Genomic DNA, 13,508 nt, shown 5'->3' on the forward strand with positions numbered 1-13,508 from the left:
CTAATCCTTGTTCGCAAGAGAAGACTCGCTATTCGCGGCCGGCGACTTGGTCGGCACGTTAACCTCGATCGGATCGTCTTCTTTTTCTTCCGGCAAGTTCATCCCTAACATGGTCTCCGCTTTCGACTTAATCGTCGCAGGATCGTTCGCCACTTCTTTTTGGGACGTCAAATGGGCGATTTGCTCTTCCAGCTTCGCCTGGTTGGTCGTCAGCGTCGCGATCTCTTTCTCCATCTGGTAGATTTGCGCATACCGGAAAATAATGGCGCCCGCCACGAGGACGCAGGCGAGGATCGTGAAGAGATACAGCAGCTTCTCCTGCACGGGTATCGGCTTGCGTTTGATGACGACTTTCTTCGTCTCGCGGAAGGAAGGCTTCTGCTCGGGCTTTCGCTTCGGCTGAAGGGCGAGATTTCCATTTACATAGGCCATTGACGTTCCTCTCTCTCCATGTGCTTCTTTCAATCTTCTATGTGGTCATCTGTGCTAGACGATGGTCGATTACAGTTTCTCAGCTACGCGGAGCTTGGCCGAACGCGCTCTCGGGTTCTGCTCCAGCTCCGCCTCGCTCGGCACGATCGGCTTGCGGGTCACCAGCTTCAGCTTTCCGTCGCCCCCGCCGCAGACGCACATCGGAAAATCCGGCGGACAGGTACATTTTCCAACAAATTTCGCGAATAATTGCTTGCAAATCCGGTCTTCCAAGGAATGAAACGTAATGACGGACGCGCGTCCGCCCGGGTTCAACACGTCGACCGTTTGCTCCAGCCCCGCTTCCTCGGCGCCAAGCTCGTCGTTCACCGCGATGCGCAGTGCTTGAAACGTTCGCTTCGCGGGGTGGGGACCCGTTCGCCTCGCCGCGGCCGGAATGGCGGTCTTGATGACTTCGACCAGCTCGCCGGTCGTCGCGATCGGCGCCTTCTCCCTGGCCGCGATAATCTTGCGGGCGATCGATCTGGCGAATTTCTCTTCGCCGTAATTCGTAATGATGCGGGAAATTTCACGTTCTTCCCAGGTGTTGACGATATCGTCGGCGGTCAGCATGCCGTCTTGATCCATCCGCATGTCGAGCGGCGCATCGTGATTGTAGCTGAAGCCGCGTTCTCCCTCGTCGAGCTGCGGGCTCGAGACGCCAAGGTCGAACAAGACGCCGTCTACGCCGTCGAGGTTCAATTCCTTCAGCACTTTGGCCAGGTACCGGAAGTTGCTCTTGACGAGCGTCACCCGGTCCATGTAGGCCGCCAATCTGACTTTGGCATTGTCGAGCGCCCAATCGTCCTGATCCAGGGCGATGAGTCGTCCGCCCGGTCCAAGACGCGAAGCGATAAGCTCGCTGTGACCGGCTCCTCCCAAGGTGCAATCCACGTATATGCCGTCCGGTTTAATGGCGAGTCCGTCCACCGCTTCTTCCTTGAGCACCGTTATATGTTGAAACATGATGTTATCCTCCCGGCTCTAAGGTCGCCGGCTCCCACGATCGAGATCGTAAAGGCCCGGCTAAAAATTAAAATCGAAATCCACAAGCTTCTCGGCAATTTCGTTGAACGTTTCCTCGGACTGCTTGAAGTAGCTCTCCCAGATCGGTTTGCTCCAAATTTCCACCCGGTTCGAAACGCCAAGCACGATGCAATCCCGTTCCAGCTTGGCATAGTCGCACAGCGTATTCGGCAAGTTTACCCTTCCCTGTTTATCCAGCTCGCATTCCGTGGCGCCGGAGAAGAAGAACCGCGAGAACGCCCGCGCGTCCGACTTCATCATCGGCAGCGACTTCAGCTTCTGTTCAAGCTGGCTCCACTCGCTGACGGAGTAAACGAACAAACAGTTATCCAGTCCTCGGGTGACGACAAAATGGTCGCCAAGCTGCTCGCGGAATTTAACGGGGATAATGATGCGGCCTTTGTCATCGATGTTGTGCTGAAATTCGCCCATGAACATTCGACCGCTCCACCCTCCCCCCTAAATCCTCCACTTGGCTCCACTTTCCACCACTAAGGATCAAGTATTCGCCACCGGGAAAGTAATTCCTGCTCTTGGCCCATTTTTTCCTAAAATAATTTATGGGATTAATTTGTTACGAATTTGAAACTTTTTCCCCTTGCCGTTCGTGTAAACTTGGAGTCGGATACGCGCAAGCGCAGTCCCGCGCCGATTGACGGACGTCCGTTCCGAATGCCCGGATCCCCGGGTCCGGCATAACATTGATTTCTCCATAGGGGGCCTGCCCATGACCGGCACTACCGCCTTGCACGATACAATCACCCTGCTTCGCAGCGTCGAGCATTATTGTTATCAAGTCGCCCATTACCTGCTCGGCAACGAGCGCGATGCCGCCGAGGCGAGCAAGCTGGCTCTGCTCTCGCTGTCCGTCAATCCGCGATTCGCGGATGCCGGAACCGAGGAACGCCGCAGCCTCGCCAAATCGGCCTCAATCTCCTGCGCCATGAAGCGGGCCCGCGGCCGATTCGCCGACGGCAACGACAAAGAGCCGATTCCCGAAGTCGTCAACGACTAGGAAATCAGCTCTTCGCCCGAACCGCCTTTGCTTCGGCCAACCTCGGCAGCGATGTCAGCGTTTATCTGTCATAGGCTGCCTTATTTGTCGACATCCTCCTTTGCGGCGACCGCAGGGTCATCCTCGACGCTCGTCAGCCCTTCATCCGTTGCGGCGGGTTCCGTCGGACGAACGCCGGCTGCCGTCCGTTTCCTCCTGTTGCCGCTGCTTCTGCGATAGATCGCATAAAGCGGAATACCGATCACGGCCAACACCGCCAGCACCGGAACGGCCCCGGCGACGAAGACGACCAATCCCTGAAGGAATGCGTACATGACTTCCGTGCTGCCTTTGACCGCCTCCGAGATCCGTCCCCCGAACCCGGGTTTCCCTTTGCCCGCCGCTGCCGCCGCTTCCATCACCTCGTACATGCGAAGATCGATCGTCGAGAAGGCGACATTGGCGTCCAAATAGCGAATTCTCCCTTTGATCTGTTCGATTTCCGTCTGCACATCCCCGAGCTGTTGCGAGATTTGCAGCAGATCCGCCGTCTTCGTCGCTTTCGCCATGAAGTCGAGCAGCCTGGCTTCGACGACCTGCCGGGCCTTCAATCTGGCCCCCAGATCCACGTATTCTTCGGTCACGTCCGTTCCCTGCGCGCTGCTTTGATAGCTGAGATGCTTGATTTTCTCGATTCCGCTCAAGAAACCGTCGAAGCCAGCCGCCGGTACTTTGATCGTGAAGGTGCCGCCTTTCTCCGTCGACGTTTTCTGATCCGCGAACTTGAGCAGATAGCCCCCGGATAGATGGATGAGGTCGCGCAGCGCCGTCTGGGCGGCATCGTACGCTTCCACTTCCATCGTGACATTGCCGCGATAGACGATCTTCCGGTCGATCTCCCCGGCGCCACCGCTCTCGTTACCGCCGCCTATCGACGACTCGGCACCCGATCCGGCGGAACTTTCCGTTGCCGTGGCAGGCTTGTCAGCCGCCGTCGCGCCGTCTGCCGTCGAATTCTTCGCGTCGCTCGCGGCACTATTGCTTCGCGCGGAATCCGCCGTGCTCGCTGCCTCCGATAACCGATCGTAATCGCCGCTATTGCTCGCATCGTTGCCGTTCGCCGCCGAGCATCCCGCAAGCATCCATGCCATCGTCAGTATGCCGGCCAACGCGAACAGCCACTTGCTGCCTCTCCGACGACTACCCGTTACCATCAGCTTTCTCTTCATGCCACGACCCCCGTCTTTGTGTAATCGATGCACTTCCCAAACGAGGAAAACCTTCCAAATGTTGCATGGCGCGACGAAAATCCAATTCGCGTTCCCCGCTAGAAAGCGCGAGCGCATAACCGCATCAAGGGTGCCATACGCCGGGAATATTGCGCGACGACGTTGGTCGCATTGCCCCGCGACGCAAAAAGGAGCCGCCTTCTCGTCGAAGGGGCTCCTTGTTTCATTCTCGGACACGCCGGCTTAATGCTCCTGCCAGCTGTCCAAGTACGACTTTTGCTCGTCCGTGAGCTTGTCGATGCCGGTGCCGATCGCTTCCAGCTTGTAGCGCGCGACCTGCTCGTCAAGCTCGTACGGCACGTTGACGACTTTCTTGCCGATGGCGGCATAGTTGTCGTTCACGTATTTCAGCGACATCGCCTGCAGCGCGAACGTCATATCCATGATCTCCGCCGGGTGGCCGTCGCCGGCCGCCAAGTTCACGAGACGGCCTTCCGCCAGCAGATAGATGCTGCGTCCGTCCTTGAGCTTGTATTCTTCGATGTTACGGCGCACGACGCGCTTGCTCGAGGACATTGCTTCCAGTTCCGGCTTGTTCACTTCTACGTCGAAATGTCCGGCATTGGACAGGATCGCGCCGTTCTTCATCACTTCGTAATGCTCGCCGCGAATGACGTCGCGGTTACCGGTCACGGTCACGAAGAAATCCCCGAGCTTCGCGGCTTCCTTCATCGGCAGGACGGTAAAGCCGTCCATGTACGCTTCGACGGCGCGGATCGCGTCGATCTCGGTCACGATGACCTGGGCGCCCAGCCCCTTCGCGCGCATCGCCACGCCTTTGCCGCACCAGCCGTAGCCGACGACGACGACGGTTTTGCCGGCGACGACGAGGTTCGTCGTGCGGTTGATGCCGTCCCAGACGGACTGGCCCGTGCCGTAGCGGTTGTCGAACAAATATTTGCAGTACGCGTCGTTCACGGCCACCATCGGGAAGCTGAGCGAGCCGTCCTTCTCCATCGCTTTGAGGCGCAGGATGCCGGTTGTCGTTTCCTCGGCGCCGCCGCGGATGTTGGCCATCAGCTCCGGACGCTCCGCATGGAGGATGGTCACGAGATCGCCGCCGTCGTCGATGATGAGATCCGGCTTCGTTTCGAGTGCTTTAATCAATAATTCCTTGTATTCTTTCGGCTCCGGGTTGTACTTCGCGAACACGGTGATGCCGTCTTCCACGAGCGCCGCGCAGACATCATCCTGCGTGGACAACGGATTGCTGCCCGTAATCGTCACTTCCGCGCCGCCGGCCTGCACGACCTTGGCCAGATAGGCGGTTTTCGCTTCCAGGTGGAGGGAAATCGCCACCTTCAGCCCTTTGAACGGCTGCTCTTGCTCGAACTGCTCCCGAATCCGGTTCAGGACCGGCATATGCGCGGCCACCCAATCGATCTTCAGATGTCCGTCCGGCGCCAGCGCCATATCGCGCACGATGCTGTCTTGCTTCGCATTCACAGTCATGGTCAACGTCCCTTCGTTTATAAATAAATCAAGTGATGGCCGCCTGCCCGCTCGTACGGCGCATCCAGCAGTTTCTCCAGCCAGGCGGAACCGCTGCGGTTCCAGAAATCCGTCATGTTCAGCACCCGTTCCTGCGGCTTGTTGTCCGGCCAAAGCGCAAGCGCGATCCCGTCCTGCTGCCGGAGCGCGGAATCGAACCTTCTGGCATGCGCCTCCTTCGTCCGCTTCTCCAGGTAACCGATCTGTTCCTGAATCCGGCGCAGATTGTCGGCCGCGAGATCCCCGAGCCCTTTCTCGATGGAAGCGGACATGCCCATGACCGGGCCGTACAGTTCCGCGAACTGCGACCGGGCCGCTTCGAAGCGCGCCTCGATGTCGAGTTCATCCCGCTCCTTCAACCATGCGGCCCTGTGCGCTTCGTAACGGTCGACGATATCCCGGTACGCCAAGCCGTACTTCGCCATATGCTTCTCGGTCGTCCGGTCCACGATCGTGTACGACATCCGGGGCAGTATTAGCGGCATCTCCATGCCAAGGCTGCGGAATGCTTCGCCCGTCAGCGTCCAATAGGCGATCTCTCCCGGTCCCAGTACGGCGCCAAGCACGGGCAGCAAGTAATCCTGCATGATCGGGCGGGTAAGCACGTTGTTGCTCAGCCGCTGCGGCTCTTGCTCCGCGATGCGCAGCAGCTCTTCGCGGGACATTCGGAACGTTTCCTTGCGGTTGCGGAAGCCTTCGTCTCCCTTGAAGAGCAGCATCCGTTCGCCCGCTTCGAACAGGAACAAATTCGCGCAGGTCTCGGCCACGTCCGCCGTCGGCGAATAACCGAGTTCGCCCAGCGAGGCGGCCGACCGCAGGTAAGCGGCTTCCAGCTCGTCGTTGCGCCGGATCATCTCGGCGAACATCGGCGCTTCCAGCGACCGGATGCCGGCATCGTCGGAATCCAGCAGCACGAGGCCGTGCTTCCCGAACAGCCAGCCCATCGCGGCGGCGAACCAAGCGGACAGATCGTCGCAGTCCGACGCAAAGCCCGCAAGCGCCTCCAGCAGATCGCGCTTGAACTCCGTGTCGGGCAACGCCGCGCCAAGCCGCTCCAGCGCGTCCGCCATGGCCGCCTGGGCCACCTTCGTGCGGCTGACCGACGTGCGTCCGCCTTTCGGACGGGGGATCGCGAGGCGGGTCAGCGCCGTTTCGCCGCTCCGGACATAGGCGTGATTCGCCTCGTCCCAATCGTGATCCTCGCCGGCGATCCAGAATACGGGCACGACCGCCGTGCCCGCAAGCCGCGAAGCGTCCTTCGCCGCCGATATCGCGGTGACGGCTTTATGTATGACAAGCAAAGGTCCCGTCCACAGTCCGGCCTGCTGGCCGGTCACGACGACCGGGGAACCCGACCGAATGGCTTCGATATTCGCCATGACGGCAGGATAATCATTCAACCGTTTATTATACGCCTGCAATACTTCCGCCAGACGTTCAGGTGCTACGCGTTTGCCTGCTTGGGCTTTCAGCCAATTCAAACGACGGTGCCAATGCGATTCCTCTGCGGGATGACTGCCGAACAGCGCTTCCACGCCGGGGTGGGTTCGCTGAACGTAAGCCTCGACGATCGGCTGACTGAAAGGCAGCTGGACCGATTCTGTTCTCATCAACAGTCTCTACCTTCTTTGCTTCGGTTTACAAGCTGATATGGAGTGCGATTTTTTCTCATTCATTGTACACATTGTTTCGGTAACCGTCAAAATAAAACACCCTCCTTCGGCGGAGGGTGCGAATTGGCGATCAAGCCGCGAACAGGCTTTTTCCGATCCCGATGCACATCAGGATCACGTAGCAGAAACTCATTAAAAAAAAGCCGAGCCGCCAGATGGCGCGCATGATGCGGGACATGTTGATGTTCCCCTTCGTCCGGTACTGGACATTCCCGAGCAGGCCGCCGCCGAGCAGAAGGATGAGCAGAATGCCGTACAGCCCGAAACGGCTGTTGAACACGTCGTTGAACAGCACCGCGACGCAGCCGACCAGCAGGGCCGTCGTGACGTCCATGGCCAAGCGGAACGCCTTCTTGCGGTCGCCGCTTACGGCCCCGTAGCCGAAATAGACGAGCACGAAAGGAACGACGGGAAGAACAGCCAAGATGGCATAAACATGCTTGATGCTTTCCCAAATCCACTGCATCCCGGTTTTCCTCCTCCAAAGTCCTCCAAAGCGATTAAGAAGCGCGGAGCGCCTCGACCAGCGCAACCATGGCATCGTTCATCCGCGACGGCATGCCTAGCCGCTTGGCGTACGCGACGATGCCGCCGTTTATCCAGTTAATCTCCGTGTCCCGTCCGGCGCGCACGTCACGCAGCATGGACGACTCGTTCTGCGCGGTAGCCGCGCATACGCCGAGCAGCCGCTCCCAATGGTCCTCCATCGAGGCAAGTCCCGCCGCGCGCAGGATTCCTTCGCTTTCCTCATGAAGCGTCCGCATCAGCATCAACCTGTAAGGGTCCCGAGGCAGCTCGCCGTTTTTGACTTGAAAAATAGCCGTAAGCGGATTGATGACCGCATTCAACAATAATTTTAGCAAAACTTGATCTTTGATTTCTTTCGACATATGGGCATCGATTCCTGCACCGTTCAACGCGCGAAGCAACATTTTTTGAGGTTCGGCACCGTTTTTGTCGGTATTCGTCCAGCTGCCGAACGTCAACCTGCCGCTCCCGGTACGAATCACGGCGCGCAGGTCCGTTCGCAGCGCGCCTTCTGTCGTAATCGCCGCGAACAAAGGCGAGTCCGGCAGCGCTTCCGAAAGCAGCTCCATATGCCCGATGCCGTTCTGCAGCGCAAGCAAAGGCACGCCTCCGGCCGTCAAGCGCCGCAGCTCGCCGAGCAGCTCGTCGTCCACGCTCGGCTGCTTCACCGCCAGCATCACCCAATCCGCGGCAAAAGCGACTTGCCTGCCGGATGCGAGATAATCGCTTACGGACCGAGCGGACACCTCGATTCTCGTTTCTTCCCCTGTCGTTTCCTTATATAGGAGCCCTTCGGCGACTAATGCCTCCGCCTGCCTGTCCGTTCTGGTGAGCAGGACGACCGCTTCCCCGGCCCGCGACAGCCTGGCCGCGTATAGCAGACCAAGCGCGCCGGCGCCCACGATGATGATATTCACGCGCCACACCTCGATTCTCTTGCTGGATGCATACGGCAATCGTACCAGAAACAAACTAAAAAATCCCGCCGCGCCTGCAACAGGTTCGGAGAGATTTTAAGGTGCTGCCGCGGCTATCGCGGCACGCCGGTTATTCGATTCGTTCTAAGTTTCCGTTCGCGTCCATCTTGAATCTCGGCTTCGCCTCGTCTTCCTCCGTCAAAACGGTAAGACGGCGGGCACGATCCATGATTTGAATGAGCGTCTTATAATCGTCGTTCACCGCGCGATAGTCGGTCTGCGCGTTGTTCACTTCGAGCGACAATCGCTCGTTCAGCTCGCGCAGCGCATGAAGCTCGTCGTCTTTCTCGCGCAAATCCCGCTCCAGCGTTTTGATTTGGCGGTTAAGCTCCTGATACGTGCCTTTCCACTGGCGCAGAAACCGGATGACGGCATCGACCGAAAGCGATTCGTCCGTCAGCGGATCGTTCTTGTATGCGCGTTCCTCGTTGTCCAGTACGTGAATGGAAGACACGTGAGGCGTCGCGGCGTACGTTTGCTTTTTCATATAATTCCGTTTCTGACGCTGCTGTTTCGCGATTTGAATGGCATCTTCGTAGCGCTTGCGAACGCAGCTGTTCCAGCGAAATCCGCATGCGGCCGAAGTCCGGCCGATCCGCTCGCCCACTTCTTCGAAAGCGGCTAGCTGCGTGCTGCCTTCGCGAATGTGCCGCAGCGTGACCTCGGCCAGAATAAGATCGTCATCCGGGCTCCAGGCATCTTGTCTCACTGCTGTCATGCAACCAAAACCTCCCAACATTAGGCGCTTACTTTATCTCTATGCCCTTGGTAGAGTTCATAGAATCTATCGGATACTAATTTGTATATCCATTTTTTTTTAGGCTCATACATGTTTTTTCATAAATTGATGCAAACTTGTACTAAAGCGTGGAGTTTAGGCGAAAAGTTTGCCAATTCGTCACGACTGAAACAGTTTACAGTCGTTACCTGAAACGTTATAATGGGCAATAGAAATCGGGTCGAGACTGACGAGAGGGGGAGAAATCATGGCACGCATGTTCCGGGTGCTCGGGTTTTGGACGCTTGTAATCGCTTTGATGGCTTTTGCAGGTCACATGAACGAGATGGCGCTCTTGTTCTTTATCCAGACCGCTGTGTTTGTCCTGTTAGGCTATTTGAACTTTTCCGAAAGAACATACATGCTGATGTTCTGGGGATATATGTTTATCTCGTTCATCGGCTTCACGTATTGGACGGTATTTGTAATGGGGAACCCATTCTAAATATACGGCCCTTCCACTTTCAAAAAATAGCCAAAAGGCTGTTCCAGGGAGACAAGCTCTCCGGAACAGCCTTTTTTCGAATGCGTTCGTTATTTGCGGAGCACGAGCACCTTGAACGTCTCGCTCATGCCGTCGCTCAGCAGCAGCTGGCGTATGGCGCGGTTGCGCCTTGCTTCGGGGCCGAACGGATTCATGCCGTCGTGCGCGGTCAAGTCATCCAGCACGCCTTGGTCGACGAGAAACTGCTTCTGCGTGCCGTAATAACCAATCTCCCATCCCGCCGCGCCAGCGGCTGCCATGCAAGCTGTGAAATTAACGTGCGCGGTCATGTCCTGGCCGCCGGGATCCGCGAACGGCTCGTCTCTCGCGACGTGGTCCTTATAACATAGCAGCGTGCCGCGCATCCGGTGGGGAGCCGCCAGCTCGCCGACTTCGTGGCCGTAGTCGATCAGCACCATGCAGCCCTGCCGGATCTTCCCGGCCATCCTCGCGATCCATTGTTCCGCCTCCAGGTTCACTTCGAAGACCTGCCCTTCGCGGAGCGCGATACCGTCCCGCCGCAATACGGCTTCGATCCGCTCGTCGGACAGCGGCATATAGGCATAGCGGAACGATTCTCCCGCGACGTTCGATTCGGCGGCTGCCGCCACGCCAAGCTCCCACAGTCTTCCGGCAACGCGGACGACGCGATGAACCGGAAACGCATCCAACAATTCATTGGCGGCGATCATCGTGAATCGGCCATACGCAGCGTCTCGCATCAGCGTTTCCTCCGCCTCTTCAGGCGTCATGAAAGCAAGACGGGGCGTTCCTTCCCGCTTCCAACCCCCGAAACGGCTCCGTGCCTCGTCCAAATGAACGGGGTTGCCGTCCACGAGAAGGTATGACGCTTCAACAAGCCAGGAGGATGCATTCTCCGTTTGCCCCCAAGATGACAGCATCTGCCGAGACAAAGCCCCGGTTCCCGCTCCCCACTCCGCGATCGTTACCGGCCGGGGCTGGCTGACGGCCAAAGCGGCCAAATAGCCGGCAAGCTTGTCGGCCATCACCGTCCCGATCCCGGAGCTCGTATAGAAATCGCCCGACTTGCCGACGCGAACGGCCCCGGACCGATAATAGCCATCCCGTTCGTCGTATAAGCACCTGGCCATATAATCGCGGAACGTCATCGCCGGCAGCGCGTCTCCTCCGTCCGACGCCGGCGGTACCGTCACCCAGCCTCGCCTTTCGCTGACGGCGATCTCATCCCGAATAGCCGCTTCCAACCTACTTGTGCGATTCACTTGATTCAGCCCCTCCACCCCAAGGACAAAATTACCGGTACCGGATATAATAGAACCATTCTACGCATATAGTAGTGCATGCAAAATCGCCTGAAAGGAGGACGGTCCGTGCAAGGAACGATACGCCGACGGATCGCCGCATTCGCCATGCTCGCGCTGGCAAGCTGGCTGATGGTCTACCCGGCGCTGGCCGAGCCCGCGGCGCCGGTCGACGAGGATACGCGAAACGTGCTCGAGAAGAGCCTCTCCGTCGTGGAAATCGATAAGGAAATCGGGCGCATCCAAACGGAGCAATCCGACGTCAAAGCGAAACTGGCCTCCTCCCAGGCCGCGCTGGACAAGCAGGAAGCCGCGATCGCCCAGAAGCGCGAGGATGCCGGGAAGGTCATCCGCGCCTATTATACCGGCGAACGGGACGTCTTGATCACGGCGCTGCTGTCGACCCGCAATTTATCCGGTCTGTTGGCCGTTTTGGACTTTTTCGATCAAATATTCGCATCCGACAAGATCACCTTAAACGATTACAAGAATCACTACCAGGCGCTCAAGAAGAGCGTGGCCGCCCTGAATGCCCAGTCCTCGCAGTTGGACGAGGTGGAGACCCGGTTGAAGAAGCAGCGCGAGCGGGTCGTCGCGCTGCAGCAGGACGTGGATGCCGCCTTGGACAGCCGGTCCGACGCGGATAAGCTGCGGGCGATGATTGCCGAGTATACGAATTACTGGCAAAATGTAGGCCTCGTCGAGGTCAACCGCTATTTCAAAGCGTTGTCCAAAGCGATGGGACAAATCCCGGCTTGGGTGGAGAACAACAAGGACCTGCTCGAAATCGACGGTTTCAACTATACGCTGACGATTCCAGACGATAAGCTGAACGAATTCCTGCGCGCGCAGAACGACATCTTCGACAACTTCGCCTTTGCCTTCGAACAGGACAAAGTGGTCATCACCGGTAAACGCGACGATCTCGAGGTGGAGTTGTCCGGGCACTACTCGCTGGAATCGAACGGCTCCATCCTCTTCCACGTCGACGAATTGATCTTCAACGGTTTGGCGCTGCCCGACACGACGCGCGCGCAGCTCGAGCGGCAGTTCGATCTCGGATTCTATCCTTCCGAAATCGTCTCCTTCCTCAAAGCGAAGTCCGTTGAAGTCAAGGGCAACGACTTGATCATCAAACTATCGATCAGCCTATGACGGCGCTTCTGCGCCGTTTTTTTCCGGCGTCGCCGGCTCCCCGTTCCAGGCGGCGATTATCCGGTCGGCCGCAGCCGGCGAGAACGGCGTCCCGTTGGCGCCGATCGAAGCGCAGAGCGCCGACCAGCGTTCCCAGCGCTCGCGCCATGGCGGATTGGGCGCAGCAGCCGCGGCTTGCAGCATGCGCACCAGATAATGCGGGGGACGATTCGCGATTTCGTTGTATTCGAACTCGCCCGTCATGACGGAGATGCGCGCCGGAAGCCGGCCGAACGTGCGATAACGGTCCAGTTGCTCATTCGAGGCGGTCATGTCTTGAATCCACTCCCGCGCTTCGGGCAGCTTGTCCGTTTCCGCGGTCAGCACGAAGCTGCGGCCGTCGCTGCGCACGATCGGTCCGTTCGCGGCTCCGATCGCAAGCAATCCGCGCTCTTCGTTCGTCATCCGGAAATAAACCGACCATGGAATAACCGCGCTGAGCAGGGACTCGGAACGGAAAGCCTGCATCAGCTCGCTGCGCTGCGTGAGCGGGTCGAAGCGGGACAGCTCCTTCGCATGCTCTGCCGCAAAGCGGAGCTGCTCCTTCTGACTCGCGGTAAACGGCGATAAATCCGCCGCGGATGACGCATTCTCGGAAAATAATCCGAGCCAGGCGGACATGTCCCGGGTATCGGCCGTATTGAGATTGAACGGGCTTACCCCTCCCGGTTTGACGGCCGCCAGTGCGGCCGCGAGCGCCTTGAATGCCGCCAGATCCTTCGGCGGTCCGTCGGCTCCTCCGTCTTTGAGCAGCTTCTTCGACCATACGTTCAGCAACGGATTGCTGTCTACCGGCACGCCCCAAAGCGAACCGTTCCATTTGACCATTTCTGTTAACGCTTCCAATTGGTCCGCGGCCGTGTCTCCCGTTACGATCTCGTCAACCGGCAGCAGGTAGCCCAACATGGCGAACTCGCGCACGCGGTCGTTGTCGAGCAGCATGATATCGAAGGGCTCCCCCGCTTCGGACGCGTTTTTGCGGGCTTCGTCGGCGTCTTCGTCGCCGATGTTCGTCAGGTTGATCGACATGCGCGGATGGGTGAGCAAATACCGTTCGTTGCTTTTAATCCAATATTTATATTCCGCATCGTCCATCGATACGGCAATGGTTAACGTGACATGCTCTTGATCGTCGCCGTCCTCGACCTGCGGCAGCTGGCTGGAAGGCGTCCCGCCGCCTGACGGCGTTATGGGCGATCCTGGCTTGCCGATCGTCGATACGAGCAAAGCCGCGAAAAAGGTAAAGACGCTCAGCAGCAGAATAACCGCTTTTCTGCGTGACACCTCATCCCTCCTCACCGTTTTCAAGCTAACTTTCAT

Annotated in this window: 14 protein-coding genes; 3 read left to right on the plus strand and 11 right to left on the minus strand. The window is 58.3% G+C overall.

Going from position 1 to position 13,508, the window contains the following annotated elements; genetic code table 11:
- The 3 genes from ftsL to mraZ all read right to left on the minus strand — a co-directional run bounded on the left by ftsL (position 1) and on the right by mraZ (position 1,935).
- Complete coding sequence (gene ftsL, locus AC50YL_RS03180; protein ID WP_494829233.1) at positions 1 to 432, minus strand: cell division protein FtsL; 432 nt, start codon at positions 430 to 432, stop codon at positions 1 to 3.
- 69 nt (positions 433 to 501) lie between these two features.
- The gene (gene rsmH / locus AC50YL_RS03185; protein WP_161740957.1) at positions 502 to 1,437 is read right to left on the minus strand and encodes a 16S rRNA (cytosine(1402)-N(4))-methyltransferase RsmH; all 936 of its coding nucleotides are present in this window, start codon (positions 1,435 to 1,437) and stop codon (positions 502 to 504) included.
- A 60-nt stretch (positions 1,438 to 1,497) separates the two neighbouring features.
- On the minus strand, positions 1,498 to 1,935 hold the full coding sequence (mraZ, locus tag AC50YL_RS03190) for a division/cell wall cluster transcriptional repressor MraZ (RefSeq protein WP_494829235.1): 438 nt from the start codon (positions 1,933 to 1,935) through the stop codon (positions 1,498 to 1,500).
- Positions 1,936 to 2,224: 289 nt separating this feature from the next.
- On the opposite strand from mraZ, the gene AC50YL_RS03195 reads away from it, so the two are divergent.
- Positions 2,225 to 2,512 carry a hypothetical protein gene (locus AC50YL_RS03195; RefSeq protein ID WP_494829237.1) on the plus strand — a complete coding sequence of 96 codons (288 nt, stop codon included), beginning with the start codon at positions 2,225 to 2,227 and terminating at the stop codon, positions 2,510 to 2,512.
- 80 nt (positions 2,513 to 2,592) lie between these two features.
- Here AC50YL_RS03195 and AC50YL_RS03200 read toward each other — a convergent pair whose 3' ends face one another.
- The 6 genes from AC50YL_RS03200 to AC50YL_RS03225 form a co-directional block, all read right to left on the minus strand.
- Positions 2,593 to 3,720 (minus strand): DUF4349 domain-containing protein, encoded by a 1,128-nt coding sequence (locus AC50YL_RS03200; RefSeq protein WP_494829239.1) that lies wholly within the window; start codon positions 3,718 to 3,720, stop codon positions 2,593 to 2,595.
- A gap of 243 nt (positions 3,721 to 3,963) precedes the next feature.
- Complete coding sequence (locus AC50YL_RS03205) at positions 3,964 to 5,232, minus strand: adenosylhomocysteinase (protein ID WP_494829241.1); 1,269 nt, start codon at positions 5,230 to 5,232, stop codon at positions 3,964 to 3,966.
- A gap of 17 nt (positions 5,233 to 5,249) precedes the next feature.
- On the minus strand, positions 5,250 to 6,881 hold the full coding sequence (gene bshC / locus AC50YL_RS03210; RefSeq protein WP_494829243.1) for a bacillithiol biosynthesis cysteine-adding enzyme BshC: 1,632 nt from the start codon (positions 6,879 to 6,881) through the stop codon (positions 5,250 to 5,252).
- Positions 6,882 to 7,014: 133 nt separating this feature from the next.
- Entirely contained in the window at positions 7,015 to 7,410 is a 396-nt protein-coding gene (locus AC50YL_RS03215; RefSeq protein WP_494829245.1) for a DUF3397 domain-containing protein, read from the minus strand.
- 34 nt (positions 7,411 to 7,444) lie between these two features.
- Positions 7,445 to 8,389 (minus strand): ketopantoate reductase family protein, encoded by a 945-nt coding sequence (locus AC50YL_RS03220; RefSeq protein WP_494829246.1) that lies wholly within the window; start codon positions 8,387 to 8,389, stop codon positions 7,445 to 7,447.
- A 130-nt stretch (positions 8,390 to 8,519) separates the two neighbouring features.
- The gene (locus tag AC50YL_RS03225) at positions 8,520 to 9,167 is read right to left on the minus strand and encodes an RsfA family transcriptional regulator (RefSeq protein ID WP_494829248.1); all 648 of its coding nucleotides are present in this window, start codon (positions 9,165 to 9,167) and stop codon (positions 8,520 to 8,522) included.
- Positions 9,168 to 9,435: 268 nt separating this feature from the next.
- On the opposite strand from AC50YL_RS03225, the gene AC50YL_RS03230 reads away from it, so the two are divergent.
- Positions 9,436 to 9,672, plus strand: coding sequence for a DUF2626 domain-containing protein (locus AC50YL_RS03230; RefSeq protein ID WP_161740975.1), 237 nt, complete (start codon positions 9,436 to 9,438; stop codon positions 9,670 to 9,672).
- A gap of 89 nt (positions 9,673 to 9,761) precedes the next feature.
- Here the strand turns inward: AC50YL_RS03230 and AC50YL_RS03235 are convergent, their stop codons facing one another.
- The gene (locus AC50YL_RS03235; protein WP_494829249.1) at positions 9,762 to 10,955 is read right to left on the minus strand and encodes a class I SAM-dependent methyltransferase; all 1,194 of its coding nucleotides are present in this window, start codon (positions 10,953 to 10,955) and stop codon (positions 9,762 to 9,764) included.
- 108 nt (positions 10,956 to 11,063) lie between these two features.
- On the opposite strand from AC50YL_RS03235, the gene AC50YL_RS03240 reads away from it, so the two are divergent.
- A complete protein-coding gene (locus tag AC50YL_RS03240) occupies positions 11,064 to 12,149 on the plus strand; it encodes a coiled-coil domain-containing protein (RefSeq protein WP_494829250.1) in 1,086 nt (361 codons plus the stop codon).
- On the opposite strand, the gene AC50YL_RS03245 is transcribed toward AC50YL_RS03240, so the two are convergent.
- The gene (locus tag AC50YL_RS03245; RefSeq protein ID WP_494829251.1) at positions 12,144 to 13,472 is read right to left on the minus strand and encodes an extracellular solute-binding protein; all 1,329 of its coding nucleotides are present in this window, start codon (positions 13,470 to 13,472) and stop codon (positions 12,144 to 12,146) included. The two genes, AC50YL_RS03240 and AC50YL_RS03245, sit on opposite strands and share 6 nt — an antisense overlap.
- Positions 13,473 to 13,508 lie beyond the last annotated feature (36 nt).

Source organism: Paenibacillus sp. J22P277 (genome assembly GCF_059383675.1).